The 26,023-nt window shown below is 55.3% G+C and carries 24 protein-coding genes and 1 pseudogene; 21 read left to right on the top strand and 4 right to left on the bottom strand.

All coding sequences use genetic code 11. The annotated features are described in order from the left end of the window. From HGBM_RS27750 to HGBM_RS16540, 3 genes and pseudogenes are all read left to right on the top strand, one after another. Positions 1 to 262, top strand: a pseudogene (locus HGBM_RS27750) (carbohydrate ABC transporter permease); the annotation flags it as partial. Between the two features lie 41 nt (positions 263 to 303). Next, positions 304 to 1,614, top strand: a complete 1,311-nt coding sequence (locus tag HGBM_RS16545; protein ID WP_019122207.1) for an ABC transporter substrate-binding protein — start codon at positions 304 to 306, stop codon at positions 1,612 to 1,614. A 14-nt stretch (positions 1,615 to 1,628) separates the two neighbouring features. Further along, positions 1,629 to 2,354 carry a glycerophosphodiester phosphodiesterase gene (locus HGBM_RS16540; RefSeq protein ID WP_019122206.1) on the top strand — a complete coding sequence of 242 codons (726 nt, stop codon included), beginning with the start codon at positions 1,629 to 1,631 and terminating at the stop codon, positions 2,352 to 2,354. Positions 2,355 to 2,426: 72 nt separating this feature from the next. On the opposite strand, the gene HGBM_RS32295 is transcribed toward HGBM_RS16540, so the two are convergent. Together HGBM_RS32295 and HGBM_RS27745 are read right to left on the bottom strand one after the other, a co-directional pair. Further along, positions 2,427 to 2,612, bottom strand: a complete 186-nt coding sequence (locus HGBM_RS32295) for a hypothetical protein (protein ID WP_342626547.1) — start codon at positions 2,610 to 2,612, stop codon at positions 2,427 to 2,429. Further along, positions 2,609 to 3,130 (bottom strand): class I SAM-dependent methyltransferase, encoded by a 522-nt coding sequence (locus HGBM_RS27745; protein ID WP_315969965.1) that lies wholly within the window; start codon positions 3,128 to 3,130, stop codon positions 2,609 to 2,611. The genes HGBM_RS32295 and HGBM_RS27745 overlap by 4 nt, the downstream gene beginning before the upstream one ends. Positions 3,131 to 3,366: 236 nt before the next feature. On the opposite strand from HGBM_RS27745, the gene hppD reads away from it, so the two are divergent. From hppD to HGBM_RS16505, 6 genes are all read left to right on the top strand, one after another. After that, positions 3,367 to 4,455 carry a 4-hydroxyphenylpyruvate dioxygenase gene (hppD, locus tag HGBM_RS16530; protein WP_019122205.1) on the top strand — a complete coding sequence of 363 codons (1,089 nt, stop codon included), beginning with the start codon at positions 3,367 to 3,369 and terminating at the stop codon, positions 4,453 to 4,455. Positions 4,456 to 4,675: 220 nt separating this feature from the next. Next, on the top strand, positions 4,676 to 5,722 hold the full coding sequence (locus HGBM_RS16525) for a TAXI family TRAP transporter solute-binding subunit (RefSeq protein ID WP_019122204.1): 1,047 nt from the start codon (positions 4,676 to 4,678) through the stop codon (positions 5,720 to 5,722). 83 nt (positions 5,723 to 5,805) lie between these two features. Continuing rightward, positions 5,806 to 7,776, top strand: coding sequence for a TRAP transporter permease (locus tag HGBM_RS16520; protein WP_019122203.1), 1,971 nt, complete (start codon positions 5,806 to 5,808; stop codon positions 7,774 to 7,776). A 189-nt stretch (positions 7,777 to 7,965) separates the two neighbouring features. After that, complete coding sequence (locus HGBM_RS16515) at positions 7,966 to 9,669, top strand: LytS/YhcK type 5TM receptor domain-containing protein (protein ID WP_035287355.1); 1,704 nt, start codon at positions 7,966 to 7,968, stop codon at positions 9,667 to 9,669. Then, positions 9,647 to 10,420 carry a LytR/AlgR family response regulator transcription factor gene (locus tag HGBM_RS16510; protein WP_019122201.1) on the top strand — a complete coding sequence of 258 codons (774 nt, stop codon included), beginning with the start codon at positions 9,647 to 9,649 and terminating at the stop codon, positions 10,418 to 10,420. Before HGBM_RS16515 ends, HGBM_RS16510 begins: the two co-directional genes overlap by 23 nt. Positions 10,421 to 10,486: 66 nt before the next feature. Next, positions 10,487 to 12,796 (top strand): YcdB/YcdC domain-containing protein, encoded by a 2,310-nt coding sequence (locus HGBM_RS16505; protein ID WP_019122200.1) that lies wholly within the window; start codon positions 10,487 to 10,489, stop codon positions 12,794 to 12,796. 53 nt (positions 12,797 to 12,849) lie between these two features. On the opposite strand, the gene HGBM_RS16500 is transcribed toward HGBM_RS16505, so the two are convergent. Beyond that, the gene (locus HGBM_RS16500) at positions 12,850 to 14,535 is read right to left on the bottom strand and encodes a hypothetical protein (protein ID WP_019122199.1); all 1,686 of its coding nucleotides are present in this window, start codon (positions 14,533 to 14,535) and stop codon (positions 12,850 to 12,852) included. 236 nt (positions 14,536 to 14,771) lie between these two features. Between HGBM_RS16500 and HGBM_RS16495 the strand changes: the two genes are divergently transcribed. From HGBM_RS16495 to HGBM_RS16485, 3 genes are all read left to right on the top strand, one after another. After that, positions 14,772 to 16,865: a carbon starvation CstA family protein gene (locus tag HGBM_RS16495; RefSeq protein ID WP_019122198.1), complete on the top strand. Its 2,094-nt coding sequence runs from the start codon at positions 14,772 to 14,774 to the stop codon at positions 16,863 to 16,865. Then, the gene (locus tag HGBM_RS16490; RefSeq protein ID WP_019122197.1) at positions 16,862 to 17,074 is read left to right on the top strand and encodes a CstA-like transporter-associated (seleno)protein; all 213 of its coding nucleotides are present in this window, start codon (positions 16,862 to 16,864) and stop codon (positions 17,072 to 17,074) included. Before HGBM_RS16495 ends, HGBM_RS16490 begins: the two co-directional genes overlap by 4 nt. A gap of 104 nt (positions 17,075 to 17,178) precedes the next feature. Then, positions 17,179 to 18,015, top strand: coding sequence for an inositol monophosphatase family protein (locus HGBM_RS16485; protein WP_019122196.1), 837 nt, complete (start codon positions 17,179 to 17,181; stop codon positions 18,013 to 18,015). A 362-nt stretch (positions 18,016 to 18,377) separates the two neighbouring features. Here the strand turns inward: HGBM_RS16485 and HGBM_RS16475 are convergent, their stop codons facing one another. Then, positions 18,378 to 19,025 (bottom strand): nitroreductase family protein, encoded by a 648-nt coding sequence (locus HGBM_RS16475; RefSeq protein WP_019122195.1) that lies wholly within the window; start codon positions 19,023 to 19,025, stop codon positions 18,378 to 18,380. Between the two features lie 447 nt (positions 19,026 to 19,472). Here HGBM_RS16475 and queF point away from each other — a divergent pair, with 447 nt between their 5' ends. The 9 genes from queF (at position 19,473) to HGBM_RS16425 (ending at position 26,009) form a co-directional block, all read left to right on the top strand. After that, complete coding sequence (gene queF, locus HGBM_RS16465; protein WP_019122193.1) at positions 19,473 to 19,889, top strand: preQ(1) synthase; 417 nt, start codon at positions 19,473 to 19,475, stop codon at positions 19,887 to 19,889. Between the two features lie 17 nt (positions 19,890 to 19,906). Further along, positions 19,907 to 20,317 (top strand): hypothetical protein, encoded by a 411-nt coding sequence (locus HGBM_RS16460; RefSeq protein ID WP_019122192.1) that lies wholly within the window; start codon positions 19,907 to 19,909, stop codon positions 20,315 to 20,317. 55 nt (positions 20,318 to 20,372) lie between these two features. Further along, positions 20,373 to 20,618, top strand: coding sequence for an AEC family transporter (locus tag HGBM_RS30985; RefSeq protein WP_019122191.1), 246 nt, complete (start codon positions 20,373 to 20,375; stop codon positions 20,616 to 20,618). Positions 20,619 to 20,832: 214 nt separating this feature from the next. Beyond that, positions 20,833 to 20,985: a hypothetical protein gene (locus HGBM_RS16450; protein ID WP_154653330.1), complete on the top strand. Its 153-nt coding sequence runs from the start codon at positions 20,833 to 20,835 to the stop codon at positions 20,983 to 20,985. Between the two features lie 165 nt (positions 20,986 to 21,150). Next, complete coding sequence (gene aceA, locus HGBM_RS16445) at positions 21,151 to 22,440, top strand: isocitrate lyase (protein ID WP_019122189.1); 1,290 nt, start codon at positions 21,151 to 21,153, stop codon at positions 22,438 to 22,440. Between the two features lie 169 nt (positions 22,441 to 22,609). Beyond that, on the top strand, positions 22,610 to 22,957 hold the full coding sequence (locus HGBM_RS16440; protein ID WP_019122188.1) for a DUF3870 domain-containing protein: 348 nt from the start codon (positions 22,610 to 22,612) through the stop codon (positions 22,955 to 22,957). A gap of 171 nt (positions 22,958 to 23,128) precedes the next feature. After that, entirely contained in the window at positions 23,129 to 24,061 is a 933-nt protein-coding gene (locus HGBM_RS16435) for an ABC transporter permease (RefSeq protein ID WP_019122187.1), read from the top strand. 37 nt (positions 24,062 to 24,098) lie between these two features. Then, positions 24,099 to 24,986 (top strand): ABC transporter permease, encoded by an 888-nt coding sequence (locus HGBM_RS16430; protein WP_390620991.1) that lies wholly within the window; start codon positions 24,099 to 24,101, stop codon positions 24,984 to 24,986. A 6-nt stretch (positions 24,987 to 24,992) separates the two neighbouring features. Continuing rightward, positions 24,993 to 26,009 carry an ABC transporter ATP-binding protein gene (locus tag HGBM_RS16425; RefSeq protein ID WP_019122185.1) on the top strand — a complete coding sequence of 339 codons (1,017 nt, stop codon included), beginning with the start codon at positions 24,993 to 24,995 and terminating at the stop codon, positions 26,007 to 26,009. The last annotated feature ends 14 nt before the right edge of the window (positions 26,010 to 26,023 follow it).

The following is a 26,023-nucleotide window of genomic DNA, read 5'->3' as shown; positions in this document are numbered from 1 at the left end:
TCTGGCCAAGCCGGTGCTGGTCACCTTTGGCCTGTTCAGCTTCATCTATCACTGGAATGATTACTTCTGGCCGCTGATCATGACCAACAGTGACAAAGTCCGCACCCTGCCGATCGGGATTTCCATGCTGAAGGCGGCAGAAGGAGGCAAGCTCTGGAACGTTATCATGGCAGGCAATATGATTCTCGTCCTGCCGATTCTCTTGATCTTCTTTTTCGCCCAGCGGCAGATTATTCGCGCTTTTGTCTACCAGTCAAAATAATGCGGGGGTACCCCGTTTGCAAACGGAGGAGGAGTTGGATCGTGAAAAAGTGCGGCATCGGAATCTTGGCCTTCATGTTGTGCCTGCCCGGCCTGCTGGTCGGGTGCGGGAAACAGGAAGCCGGAGGCGAGCAAGGCTCGGGAAGCGCGGAGGCCGCCCGGCAGGAGGACAAACCGGTCGAGATCGACTTCTGGTATGCGCTTGGCGGCAAGAACGGCGAGATGGTCAACCGGCTCGTAGATGAGTTTAACAGTACCCATAAAAACATCGTCGTAAAGCCGTCTTACCAGGGAGATTACTACGAGAATCACGCCAAGGTGCTGGCTGCCGTGTCGGCCGGGAATCAGCCGGACGTGACCATGGTAGAGGTCGGTTCGATCGGCGCGTTTGCCGAAGCGAAAGTGCTGGAGGATCTGGGCCCGTACGCCGGTGAGGCGAAAGACAGGTACATCCCCGGACTGATGGGCAACTCTTACTGGAAGGATAAACTCTACGCCATTCCGTTTAACCGTTCCACGCCGCTGTTGTACGTAAACCGCGACATGCTGAAGGCGGCCGGACTCGACCCGAACGGTCCGAAGACCTGGGATGAACTGCGGCAGTACGCCGCGAAGCTGACCAAAAAGGCGGGCGGCAAGACCGTCACCTACGGATTCTCCACGCCGATCGACATCTGGTTCTACGAAGCCCTCGTCTTTCAAAGCGGCGGCGAGATTTTAAGCGAAGACGGCAAAAGCCTGATGATCGACAGCGAGGCGGGCAGAGCGCCGCTGGAGTTCTGGACCGGGATGCTGAAAGAAGGCGTCATGAAGGCGCCGCCAGGTGAAAAGTACAACGCCTGGGACGTGGCCAAACAAGACTTCATCAACGGGCAGGTGGCTATGATCTTCACCTCGACCGGAGATCTGAAGGGACTGCAGGACGCCGCAAAATTTGACGTGGGAGCGGCCTTTCTGCCGGCGAACAAAAGCTACGGTGCGCCTACGGGCGGAGCCAACCTGGTCATCCTCGCCAAATCCTCGGAGGCCGAGAAAAAGGCGGCATGGGAGTTTGTCTCCTGGATGACCGATACCAAACAGACCATCCCGTGGTCGCTGGAAACCGGCTACATGCCTGTGACGAAGGAAGCGGCCCTGTCTGACGAAATGAAAAAAGCCTACGAGCAAACGCCCAATTTCCAGGTCGCCGTAAAACAGCTGGAGTACGCCAAACCTCGTCCGATGGTGCCCGGCTACAAGGAACTGCAGGAGATCATCATGACGGAAATTCAGCGGGCCGTACTGGGGCAGGCGACGCCGGATGAGGCGATCGGCAAGGCGGCTGACAAAGCGCAAAAATTGTTGAAAAAATAACGGGGGGTTGTCCAGTGAATATCTGTATGGCACATCGCGGCTGGAGCGGCAAGGCGCCGGAAAACACCATGGCGGCGATCAAGCTTGCGCTTTCGGAACCGTCCGTTCGCGCGATCGAGGTGGATGTGCAGTTCTCCGCGGACGGAGTGCCGGTGCTGTTTCACGACTTTACGCTGGAGCGGACGACCGATGGCAGAGGTCTGCTGGCGGACCATACCTACCGGCAGCTGAGGGCTTTGGACGCCGGCGGCTGGATGGACGCCCGCTACAGCAAAGAACCCATTCCGACACTGGAAGAGGCGCTGACCGCGGTCAAGGGCAAATGCACGCTCAACATCGAGTTGAAAATGGCTGGCGAGTGGCGCTTCGAGCAGGTGAAGAAAGTGGTCCAACTGGTCGAACAGTTCGACATGGCGTCAGAGGTGTACATCACTTCTTTTCAGCACGAGGCCCTCAGGTTCGTGCACGAGCTTGCTCCGGGGATCAAAACCGGGCTGATCATCTACGGCAAACCCGTGCTGCTCTTTGATCAGCTGCAGGCTGCCGGCGCCTCTGTCATTTCCATGGCCTATCCGTACCTGACGCCCGACTTCGTCCAGCTTGCCATCGCCGAGGGGTATACGGTGATCGCCTGGACAGTCGACGACCCGCAGGTGATGCGGACGATCATGGGATGGCATCGCGACATTCAGATTTGTACCAATCACCCGGACCTGATGCCCGAGGTCAAGTATACGTAGCCAAGCGCAGGCGCGAAGGCAGCTGCAAAGAGGAGTGCTCCTGCAGCTGCCTTCGCATTGCCTTTGGCCGCTTCAGCCGGACGCCGCCGTTCCCGGCTTCCCCAGTCCGAACAGCGTCATGAAGCTGACGGCCTGTCGCAGTTCCGTCGAAAGCCGTCCGGCAATGTCTGGTGTCACCCCTTCCTTATAGACGTGTTCTTCAGCGAGGAGGCGAAAGCCGATCTCCTCCGCCAGCCGACAAGCCTCCCACGGCATCATCTGTTTTGAATCGTCGGCTTTCCGTACAGACGCGGATAGCTGTAGCCGCGCGGTCCGGCAGTCGGTCCGAGAATCCCGAGCAAAAGGACGCCACCCGGCCGCAGCAGGCGGTGAAATTCTTCCAGCGCGGCAAGCGGCTGCTCCGTCCACTCTACGACGTTAATCGACAGGATTCCCGCAAAAGCGCCGTCGGCAAACGGCAGCCGCGTCACATCACCGGTTTGAAAGGTAACGCCATTCACGCCTGCTGCCTGCCGGTTGGCCAGTTGGATCATGTCATCGGAGATGTCGACTCCCTGCACGCGGTAGCCTTGACGGGCCAGCTTCAAGCTGGCATATCCATCGCCGCAGCCGGCATCCAGAACCGGGCCGCTGTCCGGGGCGACCAGGCGGGCAAACAGCGGCAGCACCGTTTTGCGGCTGCCTGACTCCCACATCTCCCTGCTGCGCGAATGCCAGTTGGCTGCGTTGCGGTTCCACTCCTGTGTGACCTGGCTGTCCCAGTTTGATTTGCTCATGCCAAATTCCCTTCCTTCGCTGTAGCTCGTATTCCCAGTGTATACTTTTTTGCCGGAAACAGGATTCCCTGCTGACACTGCGAGTTCGTTCACTTGCGGTCCTGGTTGCGAATATGCTGGGTATCATCCAATCTTTGCTGCAACGTTTCAAAGCAGTTATGCGGTAATCCGTGTTCTTGCGGGGACGAGTACTTCCCAATTAATCTCAGGGTAAATCTATTTTGGAGGGAAGGGTAATGGCGACTGACTTTTTTCCGATCAAAGATTGGGATCACGTGGAGTTTTACGTGGGCAATGCCAAGCAGGCCATGCATTACTTGACCAAGGCGTTCGGCTTCAAGGCGACAGCCTATTCGGGCCTGGAGACGGGATCGCGCGAGATGGTGTCCTATGTACTGAAACAAAATCACCTGACCTTTGTCGTAAGCGGGGCACTCGTTCCGGAACACCCGATCGCCGAGTTTGTCAGGGAGCATGGCGAAGGGGTAAAAGATATTGCTCTAACTGTGGAGGACTGCGACAAGGCTTTTCGGGAAGCGGTTTCACGCGGGGCTGTGCCGGTGATGGAACCGACTGAATATTCCGATCAGCACGGGACGGTGAAAAAAGCGACGATTCGCACGTACGGCGACACGGTGCACTCGCTGATTGAACGAAAGCAGTACACAGGCCCCTTTTTCCCGGGATTTGTCTCATACGATTCCCCCGTCCAGGCTGACAGCACCGGCCTAATCGGGATCGACCACATCGTCGGCAATGTGGAAGTGATGGATGAGTGGGTGGGCTACTATGAAAAGGTGATGGGATTTACTGCCGTGCAAAATTTCAAGGATGACGACATCTCGACGGAGTACTCCGCCCTGATGTCCAAAGTGATGCAGGGCGGGGGCGGACGGATCAAGTTCCCCATCAACGAGCCGGCTGAAGGCAAGCGCAAATCGCAAATTCAGGAGTTCCTGGAATTTTACCGGGGTCAGGGTGTCCAGCATATCGCTTTGCTCACCACGGATATCGTCGGAACCGTTGCAAAACTGCGGGAGAACGGCGTCGACTTTCTGCACGTACCTGACACGTATTACGAAGACTTGATGGATCGCATTGGCAGCATTGACGAAGACCTGGAGGAGCTGCGCAAACTGCGGATTCTCGTAGACCGCGACGACGAGGGCTACCTGCTGCAGCTGTTCAGCAAGCCGATCGTCGACCGCCCCACGCTGTTCATCGAGATCATCCAGCGCAAGGGAGCGCGCGGCTTTGGCAACGGCAATTTCAAGGCGCTGTTTGAAGCGCTGGAGCGGGAACAGGAGCGCCGCGGCAACCTTTGACGCAGGCGAATGGCAAAGTCCGCTTTCCCGGTTAAGGGGAGGCGGGCTTTTTTGTCGTTTTTTTGGATAAAAAGCAGAGAAGATATTGAATGAATATTTTGTTTATAGTAATATTTCATGTATATCTATCAAATTTGAATAGTCAAATACATAGGAGGTCTGATCGATCTTTGCATCCAGTCATTTACATAAAAAAAAAGTCAAAAGGGGGAATTTTACATTGAACAAGAGAATCCTGACATTGCTCGCCCTGCTGCTGTCTCTGGCATTGGTCTTGGCTGCTTGCGGAGGCGGGGGTACGGGGAACTCCCAGCCAGCCGGCGAATCCGGCGGGCAGCAAGGGGAAAAGCAGCAGCCGGCCCAAACACCGCAAGCTTCCGGCACCAAACAAGAGTTGGTCCTCGGTACCGGGAGTACAGGCGGCACTTATTACCCGCTGGGCGGTGAAATGGCCAATGTATGGAACAAAAATATTGAAAGCGTTAACATTACCGCTACGGCGACAGGGGCTTCCGTTGAGAACCTGGTTAAAATAGGCACGGGAGAACTGGATCTGGGAATGGCCGTTCACAAGACAGCCCTGGAAGCTTACAACGGAGAAGGAGATTTTAAAGACCATAAAGTGACCAACTTCGGTTTTATCGGCCATATCTACCCTGAAGTGGTGCAAATTCTGGTCAGGGAAAACAGCGGGATCAACTCGATTGCCGATCTGAAGGGAAAACGTATCGCAATCGGCCCGGGAGGAAGCACCACAAACACGATTTCCAAGGTGATTCTCGAAGCTTACGGCATCAAGGAAGGGGATTACACCTCGTTTTCCGAAGGGTTCGGCGCAGCCAAGGACCGGTTGCAGGACGGAACCATTGACGCTTCGTTCGGCATCTTGGGCGCTCCGGCCTCTAGCATCGCCGAACTGCAAGCCGCAACGAAGGATGCGAAGCTTCTGCAGATCACTGGTTCGGAGCTCGCTGCCATTACGGAAAAAACGGGGTATACGGAATATGCCATTCCCGCAGGAACGTATGAATGGATAAAAGAGGATATCCATACGATTTCGGCTTTTGCCATCCTGGTCGGCAGCATGGACAAAATCAGCGACGATCTGGCTTATCAGCTGGCGAAAGTGATGATAGAAAAGGCAGACCAAAATACGCACGCGCAGGCTGTCAGCATGACAAAGGAAAATGCCTTAAACGGTTCGCAGGGACTGCCCATGCATCCGGGAGCCGAAAAATACTATAAGGAAATCGGTTTATTGCCATAAATCCCGATGAAATAGCAAGCATACCAGGCCACACACTCTGTGTCTGGCCTTTTTTCTGAAATTAGTACGAGGCGGTGAAATGCTTGGCCAAAAGTGCAAAACCGGAAAATCAACTATCTGTAGAAGAGATTTTGGAGAAGTACGACCGTGAGAGCACGTACCGCAAAAATCTGGGTTTATGGGCTTGGGTCGTAACATTTTTAGGGGTTTCCTTGACCGTCTTCCACCTGTACACGGCCTGGTTTGGCATTCTGCAGTCGCAGATTCAAGGAGCCGTTCACCTTGGAACGGCACTGGGCTTGATCTTTCTCTTGTACCCGATCAAAACGGGTCTGCACAGGAAACAGACAGGTGTGCCCTGGTATGACATTATTCTCGCTTTCCTGGCGATATTCGTTTGCTATTATAACGTGTTTGAATTTGAAGCTTTGCTGAAAAGAACCTCTTTCGGCTATACAGCGATGGATATCGTCGTCGCTTCGCTCGGCGTGCTGCTGGTGCTCGAGGCGACGCGGCGCTGCGTCGGATTGCCGATCGTCGTGGTCGCCATCGTCGCCATCGCTTACGCCCTGTGGGGAAATAACCTCCCGTTGTTCTCCCATCGCGGTTTCAACTGGTCTGTCCTGTCCTCTGACCTCTATTTTAAAACAGACGGCATTTTCGGGATTCCCATCCGTGTCTCATCCACCTTTATCTTCCTCTTTTTATTCTTCGGCGTGATGCTGACGAAAACCGGCATCGGAAGGTATTTTAACGATTTGGCTTTTGCGATGACGGGAAGGTTTACCGGCGGCCCCGCCAAAGCGGCGGTAGCGGCCAGCGCCCTGCAAGGAATGATTACGGGCAGTTCCGTAGCCAACACGGTTGGCTCCGGGTCCTTTACCATCCCGATGATGAAAAAAACAGGTTACAAGCCGGAATTCGCCGCGGCGACGGAAGCTTCCGCCTCTACTGGCGGCCAGATTATGCCCCCTGTCATGGGTGCCGCTGCTTTCATCATGGCAGAGTATACCGGCGTACCTTACAGTCAAATCATGATTTACGCCGCGATCCCCGCTGTGCTTTACTTTACCGGCGTCTTTTTGGGCGTTCATTTTGAATCCAAAAAACAAGGGATATTGGGCTTGCCCGCAAGCGAGCTGCCCAGGCTGAAGGAATTGCTGATCAAGCAAGGCTACCTTTTGCTGCCGCTGTTGATGATCATCTACACGCTGCTGAGCGGCAGGACTCCGATCAAGGCTGCCTTGATCGGGATTGCCGTTGCGTTTGTCGTCAGCTTTTTCTCCAGAGAAACCCGGTTTTCCGTAAGGAGCTTCATCGACGCATTAGAGCAGGGAGCGAGAGCGGCACTGCCCGTCATCGCCGCCTGCGCCTGCGCCGGAATCATTGTCGGGGTCGTCGTGCTGACGGGCCTTGGTTCCAAAATCGCCGGAGGAATCATTATGCTGGCAGGCAATGTGCTGATTCTCACCCTGTTTTACACGATGATCGCCTGCATCATTTTGGGAATGGGCCTCCCTACCACGGCAAACTACGTGGTTACGGCAACCGTGGCAGCCCCCGCCCTGATCGCCCTTGATGTCCCGGCCATGGCCGCTCACCTGTTTGTCTTTTACTTCGGGATTGTCGCCGATATCACCCCGCCGGTCTGTTTGGCGGCGTACGCAGGGGCGGGCATTGCCAGGGCCAATCCGTTCAAGACAGGGGTAATCGCCACGAAACTCGCCCTGGCGGCTTTTCTCATTCCGTACATGTTCGTGTACAATCCGGTGCTCATCCTGGTGGACAGTACGCCAGTAACCCTCTTCTTCGCGCTGCTGTCCGCATTGGTAGGGATGATCGGGATCAGCAGCTCTGCGATGGGGTATTTCATACGCCGCACGCAAGTCTGGGAGCGCATTGTCTTGTTTGTCGGCGGGGTGATGCTGATTGAGCCGCATATCATTTCCGACGTGATCGGGTATTGTCTGGTCGCTTTTGTCCTTTTCGTTCAATCGCGCCGGCCCCAGGATGCCAAGAAGCTTGTCCCTTCCGATACGAGTGTCACTCTATAAGCTATTCGCCTTTCATGCCCTGCCGGTTGGTCCATGTGACAGCCGGGGGGCTTTCTTTGCGGGTCCCATCTGGTCTCTTGACCCGGGCTGCTTCACATAGAGATAATAGTGGTAAAATCCTACAATTTACAATTCGCAAGATTCATCCGGAAAGAAGGAGTGCTCGTGTACCCCTTGTTTGACCCTTTGATGATTTCCATGGCTGAGCGTACAGCCGTGCTGGTGGTTGCCGCCTTTTTGCTGACCCGAGTAAAGGCGTTTCGCAGCACGCTTCACCGGCAGGCGAGCCTGAGAGAGAAAGCGCTGATGGTTGCGATCTTTTCCGGCATTTCGATTATGGGGACCTACATGGGAATCCCTTATCAGGATGCGATTGCCAATTCACGGGTGATAGGGGCAGTCGTCGCCGGGCTGTTGGCAGGACCCTGGGTTGGTCTGGGAACAGGTCTGATCGCAGGAGCTCACCGCTACAGTCTGGGCGGTTTTACCGATCTGGCCTGCGCCGTCTCGACGATCGTGGAAGGAATCTTGGCGGGGCTGGTCTTCCGTTGGCGCAAGCAACGGGAGATGTCGTGGAGCATTGGGCTTGGCGTGGGGTTTGTCGCCGAATGGATTCAAATGGGCATTATTCTGCTGCTGGCCCGGCCGTGGGACCAGGCGCTGGAACTGGTCAAGGCGATCAGCGTGCCGATGTCGGTTGTCAACTCGCTTGGCATCGCCGTCTTCATGATCATTATCGACCTGGTCAAAAACGAAGAAGATCGGATTGGAGCGCTGCAAGCCCAGCGGACGCTGCAGGTGGCGGACAAGACACTGTCGTTTTTGCGGGAAGGTCTGACCCCCGGCTCCGCGGATAAGCTGGCCAGGGAGATCATGCGCACCACCCGGGTGGCTGCGGTGGCGATTACCGATCAAGAGCGCATCCTCGCCCACGTGGGCAAAGGCAGCACACACCACGTTCCCGGGCAGGAGATCAGCACCAAAGCGACGCGGGAAGTGCTGTCGAACAAGGTGATGAAGCTGGCTTCAAGCAAGGAGGAGATCGGCTGCAACGAGCCGCATTGCCAACTGCGCAGCGCAATTCTCGTTCCGTTGATGTTGAAACACGAAGCGGTCGGGGTGTTGAAGCTGTATCAGGATCGAAACAGCAAGCTGTCAGCGGTCGACCTGGAGCTGGTTCGCGGCCTGGGAACCCTGATCTCCACGCAGTTGGAACTGGCGGCCCTGGAGCAGCAGGCCAGGCTGCTTGCCGACGCCGAGATCAAGGCGCTGCAGGCGCAAATCAATCCGCACTTTTTGTTTAACGCCTTGAATACCATCGTTTCTTTCATCCGCTTTCGTCCGGAGAAAGCACGGGAACTGCTGCTTCATCTCGGTGAATACTTCCGCCGCAACCTTCATCACAGCGGCGAATTCGTCACCTTGGAAGAGGAACTGGAACACGTCGAAGCCTATCTGGCCATCGAAAGGGCCCGCTTTGACGAGAAGCTCCAGGTGGAGTATGTCATCGAACCTGGTGCCGAGAAGTGTCTGATCCCTTCGCTGCTGCTGCAGCCGTTGGTAGAAAACGCGGTAAAGCACGGATTGCTGCCCAAGCGTGAGGGCGGACTGGTAACGATTCAGGCCCGCGTGAACGGAGCCGGCACGCTGGAGCTGACCGTGAAGGACAACGGGGTGGGCTTCAGCGGCGATCCTTTCTTTCCGCATCTGGCAAATGCGCAGGAAAAGCGCCGGATGTCCGGGATCGGGCTGGGAAATGTGCGGGCACGCATTCAGACGATTTACGGCTCCCCCTATGGAATCGCTATCAAGAGCGAAGCGGGCAGGGGGACGACCTGTACGATTACCCTGCCATCGGGAGTGAAGACTTATGCTAAAAGTGTTTCTCGTTGACGACGAAATGCCTGCGCGGGCCGAGCTGCGATACCTGTTGGAACAGTTTTCCGATGTCGAAGTGATCGGGGAAGCGGCCAACGGCGTGGAAGCATTGGAGCGCATTCCCGCAGCTTCTCCGGATGCCGTTTTTCTAGACATTCATCTGCACGACCGGGACGGATTGGACGTGGCGGAAGAGATCCTGGAGATTTGCGAGCACCCGCCGATCGTCATCTTTGCCAGCGCGTACGAGGTGCATGCCGTTCGGGCATTTGAGACGGAGGCAGTAGATTACATCGTCAAGCCGTTTAGCGAACAGCGACTGGAGAAAACCATCAATCGGCTTAGAAAACTGTTGAACAAACAGGAGTCTGCAGCCGTTGAACGGCGGATCGCTTCCCTGCTGCAAAATGTGCTGGGCGAACCTCTGCAGCAGCCCAAGCGAATTCCCGTCGAGCGAAACGGCAAGATTCTGCTGATTTCCCCGGACGAGATATACTTCGCGACAGTCGAAGGCAGATACGCGATGATCTACACGGAATCGGACAACTTTGCCACCTCGTTTACCCTGCAGGAACTGGAGTGCAAACTGCCGGGGCAGCAGTTTTACCGGACGCATCGGGCCTATTTGGTCAATTTGACGAAAACGGCCGAGCTGGTTCCCTGGTTTCACGGTTGTGTGCACCTGATCATGCAGGATCGCCGGAAGAGTGAGATTCCCGTAAGCCGCAGCTCCGTCAAGGAAGTAAAACGGCTGCTCGGTTTTTAAGTGTCTTTCTTTTTCACCTGCTCTTTTGTATGATGGAAGAGATTACCTTTTTAAAGGGGGAGCGGAATGAACCAGATCAAGTTCTCAAAGAGCAGGGCTGTGCTGCAGTGTGCGATTGCCGCATCGCTGGTGTTGGGAGCAGTACCTTCAGCGGGAGCCGCGGCTGCCGGTTTGCTGACGAGCAAGCTGTTGTCACAGGCAGATGCGAAAATCTCCCGGGAAGAAGCGATTGCCATCGCTGAAAAAGTGATGACGCCGCCGTCCGGCTTCGAAGGTCCGGAAGCTACGTTTCAACGATCCTGGCGAGGTGGCAATGAACATCCTACCTGGGAGGTAAGCTGGAGGTCGAGCGGGAGAGATTTTCGGAATGTTAGAGTCACAATCGATGCGATGACAGGTGAGCTGTTGGAGTTTAACCGGTGGGATGCATCGGACATGTCCGCCCCTTTTCCGCCTAAGGTGACGTATGAAGAAGCGGTCAAAATTGCCCAGGACCAGGTGGGCAAGCTGTTTGGCTCCAAGGCAGCGTTCGAGTACGCGGAAGATGGCGGCGAATGGGGCAAAGTGGTGCGGGGGCCGAGTGACAGCTATCACGTCTCTTTCCGGCGGCTGGTAAACGGGGTACCCGTCATGTCGCAGGGAGTGCAGGTCCAAATTAACGGGAACGGCGAGCTCGTCTACTTGAACAGTGACTCCGGACAAAACATACAGTACCAGGACCCCTCCGGTGTGATTCCGCAGGGGGATTTTCACCAAAAAGTAGACGAGCAGATGCGGATGAAGCTGGCGTATGTCACGATCAGACCGGATAACCCGGGTATCGCCTCCGCCCCTGGTGAAAAGCCAAAAGAAGAAATCCGCTTGGGATATATTCCGGCTATTTGGAATAGCATCTTTGATGCGAAAACGGGGACGGCGGTCGATTATCTGGGACGAACGGTGACGCTTCCAGAACCGTCCGACCAGCCTTTGGGAGAGAAGCAGGCCAGCACATCGCCTAAGCGAAATGCGCCGGTGACAGAAAAAGAAGTGCTGGACATCCTCAAGCGGGAGTATCGCATCCCCGAGGAAGTCGAGTTGTCGAACATCAGAAAATCAGAGGGCTGGTGGAATACGGACAAGCCGGTCTGGCAGGTTCAGATGGAGTACAGCACAGCCAACTCCAGCACCGGGTGGCCCGGCGCCGTGATCGAAGCGGAGACGGGCAAGGTGTTGGAGTTCAGAGTTTCGCCCTACCTGTACGAGAAATACCGCAGAGACGCGGAGGAAGGCAAGGAAGCTTCGAAGTTTCCGGTCAGCGAAGAAAAAGCGAAGGAGACTGCCCTTGCCTTTGTCAAGGAGCAAAATGCTGACAAGCTGGATCAGCTTTTCTGGTCATCCGAGCAGCTGGACAAGCGGAGATCTGACGAGCCTGTCTACAGCTTCCAGTTTGAACGCAGGGTAAACGGGGTGCCTGTGTCGGCTCAATATGTTCAGGTTGGTGTATCGGCCGAAGACGGAACGGTAGTCGAGTACGCGCTGCGTTGGAATGAGGAGGCAGCATTCCCCGAGGTAAAAGGGACAATCGATGCGCTCCAGGCGAAAGAAACGTACCTGAAAGGTGCCGAGTACCAACTGAGGTACATTCTCACAAGCGACCCTTACCTAAAACGGTCCGGCAGCCAGCCGACGGAGGCAAAGCTGGTCTACGAACTGCAGCTGCCCTGGACCGGACTGGCGTACATCGACGCCGAGACAGGCGAGATGAAGGATTGGTCGGGAGCGGACGCAAAGCCGAAGCAGACCGAGTCTGACAGCGAACCGTCCGACATAAAAGGGCACGATGCGGAAAACGAATTATCCTACATGGTAAAACTAAAGGCGATCCGACCGCAGGACGGCCTTGTTCACCCCGACCAGATTGTCAGCCGGGGCGAGTTTTTGAATATGTTTCTGACCGCAGCCGGCACGTATGGCGATCCCACTATGTACAGAGACAGCTTTGGCGATATCAAACCCAGTTTTGACGATGTCGACAAAGATAGTCCTTATTTTAGTGCAGTAGAACTGGCTGTCAGGGATAACCTGCTGGATCCGTCCGATAAGACCTTTGAACCGGATCGTCCCATCACTCGCGAAGAAGCGGCCAAGCTGCTCGTTACCGCGCTGGGGTACCAAAAGCTGGCGGAGCATGAGAAGCTTTACCAACTGCCGTTTGTCGACCGGGATGAGATCCGGTATAAAGGATTTGTGGCGATCGCAGGCGACATCGGTTTGATCGCCGGAGAGGGGCAGCAGTATAACCCGAAAGCGAAGCTGAACAGGGCCGAGACGGCCGTCATCTTGTACCGCTATTTGGAAAAGCGGGCAGAATACAAGGTCTCGACCCGGTTTTAAGGAAAAGCAGTCAGCGGACTCGCTCGGAAGAAGAGCGGGCCCGCTTTTTTGGCTTACTCCTTCGCGTTTTTCCAATAGTCGTAGGCGTGGACCACGTTTCCGCCGTACGAGGGCTGCTTGCTGAGCTGTTCGGTGACGATCGCAAGCTGGCGCTCCATCTCCGCCTTGCCGTATTCGTAAAACGAGACGAATTCGCCTTCATGGCTCTGCTTCATCTCCACGGCAACGATCAGTTCTTTGCCCAATTCATTGGCGTAGCCGATCTCTTCTTCAACGAGGTGGACGATGCCGCCGCGCCCCCCTGCGTAATTCCTGAAGGCCATGATCGTGACATGGTCCAGCTGCTTGATGATCCATTTGGAAAAGGACATGTCTGGATCGCCGGGAACACTGGTTCCGTCCAGCCAAAAGGCAAGATCGCAGCTCACCTCCAAATCACCCTCTTGCTTTGCTTCGGCGACGAAGGCCTCGATGTTGTCCATCCACTGGCGCAGGACGGAGTCGGTGTCTTCATACCAGTCGGGCAGAACGTATGGCTCAATGTCCAGATGGATGCCGCGAAACTGCTGGTTTTTCGCCACACTGTGGTTGTAAGCCTGGACGTAATGGACCAGCTTCAACATGCGGTCCCGGTTTTCTTCCAGCGCCCAGCCCGGATGGCCGCCCAGAGCGTGGACTTCGATCCCCGCCGCGGCCGCCTTGCCGACAAACTCCGAGTATGCCTCGTACGGCTGCTGCAGATCGAGCCGTACATAGAGCAGGTTGATTGCATGGCTTTTGGCAAAGGCAAGAATCTTCTCCGGTTCCGAAATAACCAGTTCGGCCTGCCAGATGTAGGTACCTCTTTTGAGTTTCTTTTTACCAGGAGCTAGTTTTTTCCAATTGACATAGTCGTGTACGGCATTGCCCGCGTAGGAAGGATGGCTGCTGCCCAGGCGCTCAGGCAAAAGGGCGAGTTGACGTTCCATTTCTTCTGCGCCTGCGTCAAAAAACGAAGTGTGCCTCTCCCCCGGGCTTTCCTTTGTATTGACGGCGATGATCACCGGCTTTCCCAGCTCGTCTGCTTCCCGGAGCTCATTTTCTACGAGCGCCGCGATGCCGTTGGGACCGTCAAGGGCATTCCGGTAGGCCAGTAAGGTAATGTGGTCCAATTTGCTTATCATCCATTTGCTGATAGTCGCATCTGGATCATCTGGGACAAAAGTATCATCGAGCCACACGGGAAGATCGGCGCTTACTTCCAACTGCGCATCCTTGCGGGCCGCTGCCGTGACGGCCTCGATGTTGCCCATCCACTGGGACAGGACAGAGGGCTTGTCCTCGTTCCACTCCGGCAGCAGATAGGGTTTGATATCCAGATGAACGCCTATTATCTGCTCATCGCTGCCTGCAGTCTTGTTGTAGTTTTTGACCCAGTCAAGCAGATGGAGAATGCGCTCCCGATGCGCCTGAAGTGCCCAGAGAGGATGGCCGCCCAGGGCGTGGATCTCGATGCCCGCCGCATTGGCCTCCCGGATGAAGGGCTGATAGTAGCTGTACGCTCTTTGCGGATCAATTCGCAGGTAGATCAGGTTCACCCCGTTTTCTTCGGCAAACGTCAGAATCTCCGCTTTCTTTGTTTCGATCAACTCCGTCTGCCAGATCCATGTGGCCTTCTTCGGGGTCTCCGGCGAGGAAAAGCCGACTAAAAATCCTGCCGTCAAGCAGAAAAACAACAAGTAGCAACGAAGATATTTCATACACTCCCCCTAAAGACAATGTAGTGCTGATAAACAAAACCAATCTTGTCCATATTATTACAGGGAAAATACTGTAACAAGTTCGGAAATGCCTACTTTTCATTCATGCAGGCATATTGCCGTTCGCGCCTGTTTTTTTGCTTTTTAGACATTTTGAATTTTCTTTCTAGTCCATTTGTCATATCGTTAGGGGTAAGTTTGTTTTACTCAAATAAGGAAGCAAAGGAGGAAAATGAATGAAGAGAGGCATTTGGTCGGTGCTGATCTGGGCAGCCGTCTCGATTCTGGGGGCGCTTGGATTCGGGGTGCTGGCACTCTCCCGCGGTGAGTCGGTTAACTCGTTCTGGTTGTTGACAGCGGCGATTTGCACTTATGCTGTTGCTTATCGCTTTTACAGCCGCTACATCTCCCGAAAAATCATGGGACTGGACAACAAGCGGGCCACTCCGGCAGAAGTGAACAACGACGGCAAGGACTTTGTTCCGACGAATAAATGGGTGCTGTTTGGACACCATTTTGCGGCAATCGCCGGCGCGGGGCCGCTCGTCGGGCCGACCTTGGCGGCTCAGATGGGCTACCTGCCGGGGACGCTGTGGATCATCGTCGGGGTCGTCCTGGGCGGGGCGGTGCAGGATTTCATCATCCTGTTTGGCTCGATGCGGCGAAACGGAAAAACCTTGGGGCAGATCGCGAAAGAGGAGATCGGCCCGGTGGGCGGGGTATTGGCGCTATTCGGGATACTTGCTATCATGATTATTTTAATCGCCGTTCTCGCGCTTGTTGTTGTAAACGCTCTCACAGGCTCGCCTTGGGGGACGTTCACCATCTTCATGACGCTGCCGATCGCGCTGTTAATGGGCATCTACATGCGCTACATCCGTCCGGGACGCGTTCTGGAAGCGTCGCTGATCGGGCTGGTGCTGCTCTTGCTCTCGCTTTACTGGGGGCAGGCCGTAGCCGCTTCACCAACCTGGGGGCCAGCCTTTACCTTTACCGGAACGCAATTGGCCTGGATGATCATCATCTACGGGTTTGTCGCTTCCGTGCTTCCCGTCTGGCTTTTGCTGGCGCCGCGGGACTACCTTAGTTCGTTTTTAAAGATCGGGACGATCGCCATCCTGGCGGTGGGCATCATCCTGACGCTGCCGCCGATGCACATGCCGGCGATTACGCGGTTTGTCGACGGATCCGGACCTGTCTTTACGGGAAAACTGTTCCCCTTCCTGTTTATTACCATCGCGTGCGGGGCGATATCCGGGTTCCACGCACTGGTTTCTTCCGGCACGACTCCGAAGATGATCGCCAAGGAATCCCACGCCCCGCTGATCGGATACGGCGGCATGCTGATGGAGTCGGCCGTGGCGATCATGGCGATGATCGCCGCTTGCGTGCTGACGCCCGGGATGTACTTTGCCATTAACGCGCCGGCCTCTGCCATCGGCGTAGACGCGGCTGCGGCGGCGAAGACGATCTCGGAGTGGGGCTTTGTGATCACACCTGACGCGATTACCGGGATGGCCAATGACGTCGGCGAAAAGACGATCCTGTCGCGGACCGGCGGAGCTCCTTCGCTGGCGATCGGGATGGCGACGATTTTTGCCAATATCTTTGGCGGAAAAGCGATGATGGCCTTCTGGTATCATTTCGCGATCCTGTTTGAAGCCGTTTTCATTTTGACGACGATTGACGCCGGGACGCGCGTTGGCCGTTTCATGGTGCAGGATTTGCTCGGCAACGTGTTCCCCAAGATGAAGCAGGTCGACTGGCTGCCGGGCAACCTGATCGGTTCCGCGATTATTACGGCCGGATGGGGATACTTCCTCTACCAGGGGGTAGTCGATCCGCTGGGCGGGATCAAGACGCTCTGGCCGATGTTCGGAATCGCCAATCAGATGCTGGCTGCCATCGCATTCGCCGTCGGTACGACAATTATCTTCAAGATGGGCAAAGCCCGCTACGCCTGGGTGACGCTGGTGCCGATGGCATGGCTGACCTCCGCTACGCTGGTGGCGGGATGGCAGAAGATCTTCTCGCAGGACATTACCATCGGCTTCTGGTCACACGCAGTGAAGTTCAAGGAAATCCTGGCCTCCGGCAATCTGCCCGCCGGGGTGAAGTCGATTGAAGACGCGCAGAAGATGATCTTCAACGACCAGGTCGACACGATCGTCTGCGCTGTGTTCATGGTGGTGACGATCGGCATTATCATCGACGCCCTGCGCGTCTGGATTAACGTCCTGCGCGGCCGGAAGTACCAACTGCACGAATCTCCTTACGTCCAATCCAAAGGGGATAACCTCTACGACTCGGGAGGGCATGTCATCGCATGAGACAGAGGATACGATCGATTCGTCTGTTCCTGCGCAAGGTTGAATCGACGATCAAGACCGTATTCGGAATGCCGGATTACGATCGCTATCTGAAGCACTGGATGGAGAACCACGCGAAGCCGGGAATCTTTCCGATGACGGAAAAGGAGTACTACCTGTACGCACTGCGCCATCGCTACGAAAAGGGCGGCGTCACCCGCTGCTGTTGATTGGAGGGAAGAGGGAGGCTCGTTCTGAGCCTCCTTTTCATTTTACAGGTGTGTAGAGCCTGCATAAGTATGGTACACTAAAGAAAAAAATGGGATGGGTGGCGATGACATTGCAACCGTTTCCGCTAGAGAGGGTAAAACAACTTGCGATCCAGTGTGCGCGGGCGGCGGGCGAGCTCAGTTTGGAACGCTTACAACAACCTTTTCAGATTGAGTATAAAACCTCGCCGTCCGACCTGGTGACGGCAGTGGATAGGGAAGTAGAACGCAAAGTAGTGCAGACGATCCTGGAACAATTCCCCGAACACGGGATTCTCGGCGAGGAGAGCACGTTTGAGGGCAGAGCGGAAGATTATGAGACGCTGTGGGTGATCGATCCGATCGACGGCACCACCAATTTCGTCCACCAGCAGATTAACTTCTCCGTCTCGATAGCCGTGTACCAGCAAGGAGTCGGACAAGTAGGGGTGGTGTACGATCCGTCCCGCGACGAGCTGTTTTACGCGGTAAAAGGCGGGGGCGCCTTTCTGGGCGATCGTCGGCTCCGCTTGGAGCGGCAAGTCAAGCTGGAGGAGGCGCTGCTTTGCACCAGTGTGTTTTGGAACAAGCGGGCCGAACAAATGGGGATCGACCAGATCGTCAAAAAGCTGGCCGGAAAAGTCCGCGGCATGCGCCTGTTGGGGAGTGCGGCGCTGGAGCTGGCGTACGTGGCGGCTGGACGGCTCGACGGCTACGTCAGCCTGTCGCTCAACCCCTGGGATTTTGGCGCAGGCAGGATTATTGTGGAGGAAGCAGGCGGCATCGTTAAGCAGATGACCGGAGAGCCGCTGCCGTTCGACAGAAAGAGCAGTGTCATGGCTTGCAATCCCACTTTTTACGAAGAACTTCGCCACTATTTGCGGGAGGGCGTCGAGATACCGCCTTCACCTGCGGAAGGGTAATCCGCGAAAGATAGCTTCTCCGAGCCGGACGGGCCGGCGGGAACGCTGTCTTTTTTTGTTTGCAGGAAACGCCCATTTTCCTTGGGATAAACCATCGTCCAAGCGGCAAACGGGTTGGCTCCATACAGTAATAGTGATAGCGGTATAGGATGATGGAGGGCGATAGGCTGCCGCCACTCTGCGCGAAAGGGGGAAGCGAAGTGGGTTTCTTCTTTGATGACAACCCTTTTTTAATCATTATCATTCTGATCGTCATATTCTTGCTCTTCTTCGAAAACTAGGTGGAAGAGCGAAAAAGTTCCGCCTTGAATGGCGGAACCCAGGGGTTGTTGAGTCGATCAACAACCTTTTTTCTGCTTATGCTAAAGTACATACCGGACGATTTCACTTACTTCCTTGCGCGGCAGTTTTTTCGGCTGCTCCTGCGGGTAACCGAGAGCGATGACCATGTTGATTTGTTTTTCCGGTTCGATCTGCAGAAGTTCGCGCAGCCTGTCCGCGGCCAAAAGCACAGGTCCCGTCATCGGGCAGGTTCCCAATCCCTTGGCATGTGCCGCCAGCATCAGATTCTGGGCGGCCAGACAACTGCTTTTGATCCCTTCTTCCTCCCAGACGGATTCCGCTACCAGCTGGATCGGTTCAAATATCTTTTCCCGAAACTTGGACTGATAAGGAGTAGCCAGGCAGACGATCAACACGGGCGCATCGGAAAATGCCGTAGCGTATGGGCCGAAGGAACGGGTAAGCAGCCGCGCTTCTTTGCCGAATCCCCGGCTCTCTGCCTCGGCTGCTTTTTCGTGCAGCGCATCCCAGGTCAGCTGTTCAATTTTTTTGATCGTCTCTTTGTTTTTGATTACAATAAACTCCCATGTTTGGGAATTGGTGTCGCTCGGTGCGTATCGTGCACAATCGAAAATCTCGTTAATTTCCTCAATCGGGACGTCTTGCTCGGTAAATTTGCGAATGCTTCGCCGTCCGTGTACGATCTCTTTGAAAGCTTGATAGTCCATATCAAATAAAGCTCCTTTTTCTCAATCTGATCCGGTGATTCGAATTTGCAAACATATTTATGTTATCGCCAAATACGGAACAAGTCCAGTTTTTTCAGGAAAAGAACCTGCTGCCGGACTTTCCGCTTTCTGTTCCTTTTGTACTGCCGCCTGTTCGCCTGCAAGGGGCCCCGCTGCCGGTATTTTGCGTGCCGCATCCGGCCAAAAGCCAGAACCGGCACGGAAGCGACGGCAGTGACGGCAAAAAGTTTTCGCATGGTGGAATGCCTAAGTAACCCGATGTGAACTGTACAAGTGTTTGATCCTATTGTCAGCGGAGCAGATGTCAAGTTTCCCTTCTCAATAGGGTGTCTATCTGATAAACTGGCAAAGCGGGAAGCAATCAAGCCGAGAGTTCGGAACCCCCGCCTCTCGCAAAACAAAACTAGGGGAAAGGAAGATTGCAAGATGGCGCAAGTAGAGCACAATCACAGCAAGTATAACAACATCCGTTTTGATACCCAGGATGAATCGGCTATTATGGTAGACATACTGGAGACGATCCCTTACGAATACGTGGGAAAACGTACGGAAGTGATGCTGCCGACAAACGAGTTTACCTCGGTCTGCCCGTGGTCGGGTCTGCCCGATTTTGCCGAACTGAAAATTTACCTCGTACCGAACGAAAAACTGATTGAAATGAAGTCGTTAAAATACTACCTCACTTCTTACCGGAATGTGGGAATCTACCAGGAACACGCGACCAACCGCATCTTAAACGATCTGGTGGCCTGCTGCGACCCGCTGTACATGCGGATCGAGGCCAACTGGAACGCCCGCGGCGGATTGGGCACAGAAGTGGTCGTAGAGTATACGAAAGAGTAATCAAGGAGCGAACGACATTGAACGATTGGCGCATGTACACCGATGCGGCAGGGGAAGAGCGGACCCATGTCGCCTGGCATGAGGTGCTGCGGGAAATAGCAGCCCTGAACGGAACGACCCATACACTGGTGCACGCCGCCTACGGAGATCACGTCGATCTTGTGGTAGCCGGAGGGGACGACGGCTTCGTATTGGTGCAGTGGAAGGAGTACGAGCCGTCTTTGCGGCATTTTGTGCTGCAGACGCTGACCCCTTCTGCAGCCGGAGGCACGCTGACCGTGGAAGGCGAGCAGACGCTGCTCCCCGACGTTTGGCGTGTCCCGCTGGAACAAGCCGTTCCCGTCTGCGGAGATATCCTGCGGACGTGTGACAGAGGGGAGCCGGAAGGTCTCGTCTGGTTTGAAATCGAACAACAGCCGATGTCGTAGACGAAGCGACAAACTCCTATTGATACTGTAAGAGGCGAGAGGTTGGTACATCGAAGTGGAACCGGTTCCGCTCGTCACCATCGGGTTTTTGACATGTGTCCAACTGCAGCCGGATCTCGCCAGAATCGTCCTGGTGCAGTCGGCGATGCCGTCGCTTACCTTGGCTTCCATCCTGTTTGCGCGCTATGCCTCGGATGAGGAGTTTGGTGCGATCACGACTGTCTTTTCCACTCTGTTTGCGATGCTGACGATCCCGGCGGTGGTCATGATGGGGTCGTATATTCTACAGCAGCATCCGTAGCGTGCCCGCATGTCGGGCCCGGCAGCTGCCGGTTGAAAAAGCTGTTTTCCCTACGTGGGGGCAGCTTTTTTTCTTTTTTTCGGAAAAATCAAAATCGGGGTATTGAAAACTCGAAATGTTCTGTTATATAATAACATTCAACTGATACAGTTGTTTTAAAACAGATCATCAACCCATGTATTTTGGAAAAGAATCTGACTGGAGGGAAACGAAGATGAATTGCTATCGGTGTGAAGGAAACGGGGAAAACAGCTGTCCGGAGTGTCTGGGAGCGGGCAGCGACGAATTCGGCCAGGCGTGCCGCAGCTGCTCAGGCCGGGGAGAAGTCTGCTGCAGCACTTGCGGAGGGCGAGGCGCAGTCGATTAACCAGGGAGGCTTCATTTTTTTTGCACCTGCTGTACTACAATAGATAAAAATACTTTCTATTGTTTTATATCAGGATACCCTGACGAAGGTTTGTTCTCCGGGTTTCTTACCCTTCCGGGGGTATGAACATATCTCATCATTTAAAATGGAGAGGACTGGTACTGGATGAAAAACAGGGCAGAGGAACAAGTGTTGGAGCAAAGCTGGCAAGAGGAGCGCTGGCGGGGAGTGGAGCGGCCGTATTCGGCAGCAGACGTGCTGCGGCTGCGCGGTTCCGTGAAAATCGAGCATACGCTCGCGGATATGGGGGCCCGGCGGCTGTGGGATTTGCTCCATGAGGAACCGTATGTAGGCGCACTGGGCGCCTTGACTGGCAACCAGGCGGTGCAGCAGGTGAAAGCGGGTCTCAAGGCGATCTATCTGAGCGGCTGGCAGGTAGCGGCGGACGCCAACCTGTCCGGTCAGATGTACCCCGACCAAAGCTTGTACCCGGTCAATAGCGTGCCAAATGTCGTGAAGCGGATCAATCAAGCACTGCAGCGCGCCGATCAGATCCAGCACGCGGAGGGAGAGGGGGAGATCAACTGGTTTGCCCCGATCGTCGCCGATGCCGAAGCCGGGTTTGGCGGACCGCTCAACGTGTTCGAGCTGATGAAGGCGATGATCGAAGCCGGGGCTGCCGGCGTTCACTTTGAAGACCAGTTGGCTTCGGAGAAAAAATGCGGCCACATGGGCGGGAAGGTGCTCATCCCCACACAGTCGGCAGTGCGCAATCTGGTCGCGGCACGGCTGGCTGCTGACGTGATGGGCGTTCCGACCGTGCTGATTGCCCGTACAGACGCCAATGGCGCGCATCTGATCACCAGCGACATCGACGAGCGGGATCGCGAATTCCTGACGGGCGAGCGGACAGTAGAAGGCTTTTACCGGATGCGCGGCGGCCTTGACGCGGCTATCGCCAGGGGGCTTGCCTACGCGCCGTATGCCGATCTCATCTGGTGTGAAACCGCTGAGCCCAACCTCGAGGAAGCCCGTCGCTTTGCCGAAGCCATCCATCAAAAGCATCCAGGGAAGCTGCTCGCATACAACTGCTCGCCTTCCTTTAACTGGAAGAAAAAGTTGGATGAACAGACGATCGCCAACTTCCAGCGGGAGCTGGGGAAGATGGGCTACAAATTCCAGTTCGTCACCCTGGCAGGGTTCCACGCGCTGAATCACAGCATGTTTACGCTGGCGCACGGCTACAAGGACCGCGGGATGGCCGCCTACTCCGAACTGCAGCAGGCGGAATTCGCCAGCGAAGCCTACGGCTATACAGCCACCCGCCATCAACGCGAAGTGGGAACAGGCTACTTTGACGAAGTGGCACAGGTGATATCCGGAGGCACTTCCTCGACGACCGCGCTCACGGGTTCCACAGAAGAAGAGCAATTTTCCGTTCTGCAGGAAAAATAAATGCGGCATTCTTCGTTTGGATTATTTACAAAATAAATATCATTCTGCTAAAATAGGCATACGTAATATGTATAGTGTTATACTGGGATTCGGGAGTTTTGCGGCTCACTCGCGAAACAGACCGGATTGCCGCTTCGTATGATACTTTGGCAGGGAGAGGTTACCCGTTTTGTACGATCAGGACACGATTTACATTATCGGCGACGCACAGTCTCCGAGCAACAATCCGATTACACAGCAGTTTGCCGCCTTCTTTGTCGCTTTGGTCGTCGACCCAACCAATGACAAGATCGTCGACGCCGGCTGTTCCGCGACAATCCAGCTTACTTCCGATTTCGTCAAGTCGATCTTTGTCGGGCGCTCCATTTTGGCGACGGAAGAATTGGAAACACTGATACGCATGCGCTACTTCGGCTCGTCTCAGAAGGCGCTGATCGTCGCCTTAAAGGACGCACAAAAAAAATATAAGCTTGCTCTGAAGACGAGAAAGGAGTTTCTCGCTTCGACTGCAAAATAGCTGCTTTATTTATTCGTATGGAAGACATACACGTAAATAAAACCCAGCAAATGATATCATTGCAACTTGGTGTCATTTTCTGGGTTATTTTTTTATCATTTTGTTCTGGCAATTGCAAAGAGTTGCGCAGAAAAATATGCGCCAAGCCGCAATCATAAAGGGGTGAGTCATGTGTTGTCGTTTATTCTGCGCCGTTTTGTTGCAATGATCGTTACTCTTTGGCTCATTATTACCGTTACGTTCTTTCTGATGCACTACGTCCCGGGTTCGCCGTTTGACCGCGATGGACAGGGTATGAATGAAACCGTCCAGAAGAATCTGATGGCCCACTACAATCTGGATAAGCCGCTGCTCGTGCAGTATGGCAATTACTTGAAATCTCTGGCTGAATTTGACCTGGGGCCGTCGATCAAGCGGCCGCAAGACACGGTCAACAGCATATTGGCGCGCGGCTTTCCCGTCTCTTTCCAGCTGGGCATCGTCTCCCTGATCTTCGCGATTGTCGGCGGCATCGCCCTTGGCGTCGTGGCGGCGCTGCGCCACAACAGGCTGATTGATTACGCGGCGACCGTGTTTGCCGTGATCGGCATCGCCGTGCCCAATTTTGTCGTTGCGACGCTGTTGATCAAGTACTTTGCGGTGAAGTGGGGACTTTTGCCTACGGCGACGTGGGGCACGTGGAAACACGTGATTCTGCCTGCAGCGGCACTGGGTGCCGGACCGCTGGCGATCATCACCCGGATGACCCGTTCCAACATGCTGGAGGTGCTGAATCAGGACTACATCGAAACAGCGCGGGCAAAGGGGCTGTCTCCCGCGGCCATCGTCATCAAGCACGCGCTTCGGAACGCGATACTGCCCGTGGTCACGCTCTTGGGGGCGATGGTGGCCAACGTGCTCACCGGCAGCTTCGTCATCGAAAAAATCTTCGCCATCCCCGGCATGGGCAAGTACTTCGTGGACAGCATCAACAACCGCGACTACGCCGTAATTATGGGAACCACCGTCTTTTACAGCGCACTTTTAATTTTTATGATGTTCCTGGTCGATATCGTCTACGGAATCATCGATCCGCGAATCAAGTTCCACGCCAAGGAGGGATAGCCGCATGAGCAGTGTGCCGAACGAACTGTTTATCCCGATGAAAAAAGAAAATCTAAACAGCGAAGAGATCGTCAGGCCAAGGCTCTCCTTTTGGCAGGAAGCCTGGATACGGCTGCGCAAAAACAAGCTGGCGATGGCGGGACTGTTCATCATTCTCCTGATGATGATCATGGCGATCCTCGGCTCCGTCATCTCGCCCTACAGCTATTCTGATCAGTCGCTCATCAACGGCAATCAGCCACCCTCGGGGGAGCATTGGTTCGGAACCGACGAACTGGGCCGGGACGTGTTTTCGCGGATCTGGTTTGGCGCCCGCATCTCGCTCTTTATCGGCGTGACAGCGGCGTTGATCGACTTCGGGATCGGCGTCGTCTACGGCGGTTTCTCCGGCTACCTCGGCGGCCGGGCTGACAATATCATGATGCGGATTGTCGACATCCTCTACGGGGTTCCGTACTTGCTGGTCGTCATCCTGTTGATGGTGGTGATGGGCCCGGGGCTCTTGACGATCATCGTGGCGCTCAGCGCGACAGGCTGGCTCGGCATGGCGCGAATCGTGCGCGGTCAGGTGCTGCAGTTGAAGAACTCCGAGTACGTCCTGGCGGCGCGGATCATGGGAGCGAAGGCGGGGTACATTATCAGGCGCCATCTGCTGCCCAACACGCTCAGCATCATCATCGTGCAGATTACGTTTACCGTACCTACGGCTATTTTTGCCGAGGCCTTCTTGAGCTTTCTGGGTCTCGGCGTTCAGGCGCCGCTGGCCAGTTGGGGAGTCATGGCCAACGACGGGCTGCCGACGATCCTCTCCGGACACTGGTGGCGGCTGTTTTTCCCGGCTTTCTTTATCTCGATCACGATGCTTGCCTTCAACGTGCTAGGTGACGGACTCCAAGACGCATTTGATCCGAAGCAAAGGAGGTAGAGAAGAATGGGGAAACTGCTGGAGGTAGAAGATCTGCACGTGACCTTCCAGACTCACGGCGGCGAAGTGAAGGCGGTACGGGGGGTGAGCCTCGCCTTGAGCGAGGGGGAGACGCTGGCGATCGTCGGCGAGTCTGGCTGCGGCAAGAGCGTGACGGCGAAGAGCATCATGCGGCTCGTCCCCGAACACATCGGCAAGATCAAATCGGGAAGCATCCGGTTGAAGGGACGGGAGCTGACCACTCTCACCGAACAGGAGATGCGCAAGATCAGGGGAAAAGAGATTTCGATGATCTTTCAGGACGCCATGACCGCACTCAATCCGACGATCACGATCGGCGAGCAGATCATGGAAGGCATCATCCGACATCAGGGAATATCCCGCAGAGAGGCGCGGGAGCAGGCGATCGAGATCCTCACCCTCGTGGGGATCGCCAATCCGGAGAGCCGGTTGAAGCAGTACCTGCACCAATTCAGCGGCGGGATGAGGCAGCGCATCATGATTGCGATTGCCCTGGTCTGCAAGCCGGCAATTCTGATTGCCGACGAGCCGACGACTGCGCTGGATGTGACGATACAGGCGCAAATCGTCGACCTGTTCAAACAGATTCAAAAAAAGACGGGCGTGTCGATCATCATCATCACGCACGATCTCGGCGTCGTCGCCAAAATCGCCGACCGGGTAAGCGTGATGTACGCCGGCAAAGTGGTGGAATCCGCACCGGTTCGCGAGATTTTCTACAATCCGCAGCATCCTTACACGAAGGGGCTGCTCGCCTCGATGCCCAGGCTGGACAGCGACCGCAACATGCCGCTTACGCCGATCCCGGGGACGCCGCCCGACCTGTTTTCACCGCCTGCGGGGTGTGCTTTCGTCGCCCGCTGCGACTGGGCGCTGGAGGTTTGCCGCCATCATCAGCCTGCGGCAAGTGCGTTTGACGATCAGCACACGGTGGCCTGCTGGCTGCAAGATCCGCGAGCCAAGACAGTCAAGTACACGCTCAGGGCGGCCACCGGATTATAGGGCTGAGATGTTCG

Source organism: Brevibacillus massiliensis (assembly GCF_000311785.1).
GTDB lineage: Bacteria > Bacillota > Bacilli > Brevibacillales > Brevibacillaceae > Brevibacillus_C > Brevibacillus_C massiliensis.
This window is presented reverse-complemented; position numbering and strand designations above follow the sequence as displayed.

Coding starts and splice junctions, on each gene's coding strand:
- HGBM_RS32295 (WP_342626547.1), bottom strand. CDS start 2,612: ATGATGCCGTGGGAGGCTTGTCGGCTGGCGGAGGAGATCGGCTTTCGC.
- HGBM_RS27745 (WP_315969965.1), bottom strand. CDS start 3,130: ATGAGCAAATCAAACTGGGACAGCCAGGTCACACAGGAGTGGAACCGC.
- hppD (WP_019122205.1), top strand. CDS start 3,367: ATGGCGACTGACTTTTTTCCGATCAAAGATTGGGATCACGTGGAGTTT.
- HGBM_RS16515 (WP_035287355.1), top strand. CDS start 7,966: ATGATTTCCATGGCTGAGCGTACAGCCGTGCTGGTGGTTGCCGCCTTT.
- HGBM_RS16510 (WP_019122201.1), top strand. CDS start 9,647: ATGCTAAAAGTGTTTCTCGTTGACGACGAAATGCCTGCGCGGGCCGAG.
- HGBM_RS16505 (WP_019122200.1), top strand. CDS start 10,487: ATGAACCAGATCAAGTTCTCAAAGAGCAGGGCTGTGCTGCAGTGTGCG.
- HGBM_RS16500 (WP_019122199.1), bottom strand. CDS start 14,535: ATGAAATATCTTCGTTGCTACTTGTTGTTTTTCTGCTTGACGGCAGGA.
- HGBM_RS16495 (WP_019122198.1), top strand. CDS start 14,772: ATGAAGAGAGGCATTTGGTCGGTGCTGATCTGGGCAGCCGTCTCGATT.
- HGBM_RS16490 (WP_019122197.1), top strand. CDS start 16,862: ATGAGACAGAGGATACGATCGATTCGTCTGTTCCTGCGCAAGGTTGAA.
- HGBM_RS16485 (WP_019122196.1), top strand. CDS start 17,179: ATGACATTGCAACCGTTTCCGCTAGAGAGGGTAAAACAACTTGCGATC.
- HGBM_RS16475 (WP_019122195.1), bottom strand. CDS start 19,025: ATGGACTATCAAGCTTTCAAAGAGATCGTACACGGACGGCGAAGCATT.
- queF (WP_019122193.1), top strand. CDS start 19,473: ATGGCGCAAGTAGAGCACAATCACAGCAAGTATAACAACATCCGTTTT.
- HGBM_RS16450 (WP_154653330.1), top strand. CDS start 20,833: ATGAATTGCTATCGGTGTGAAGGAAACGGGGAAAACAGCTGTCCGGAG.
- aceA (WP_019122189.1), top strand. CDS start 21,151: ATGAAAAACAGGGCAGAGGAACAAGTGTTGGAGCAAAGCTGGCAAGAG.
- HGBM_RS16430 (WP_390620991.1), top strand. CDS start 24,099: ATGAAAAAAGAAAATCTAAACAGCGAAGAGATCGTCAGGCCAAGGCTC.
- HGBM_RS16425 (WP_019122185.1), top strand. CDS start 24,993: ATGGGGAAACTGCTGGAGGTAGAAGATCTGCACGTGACCTTCCAGACT.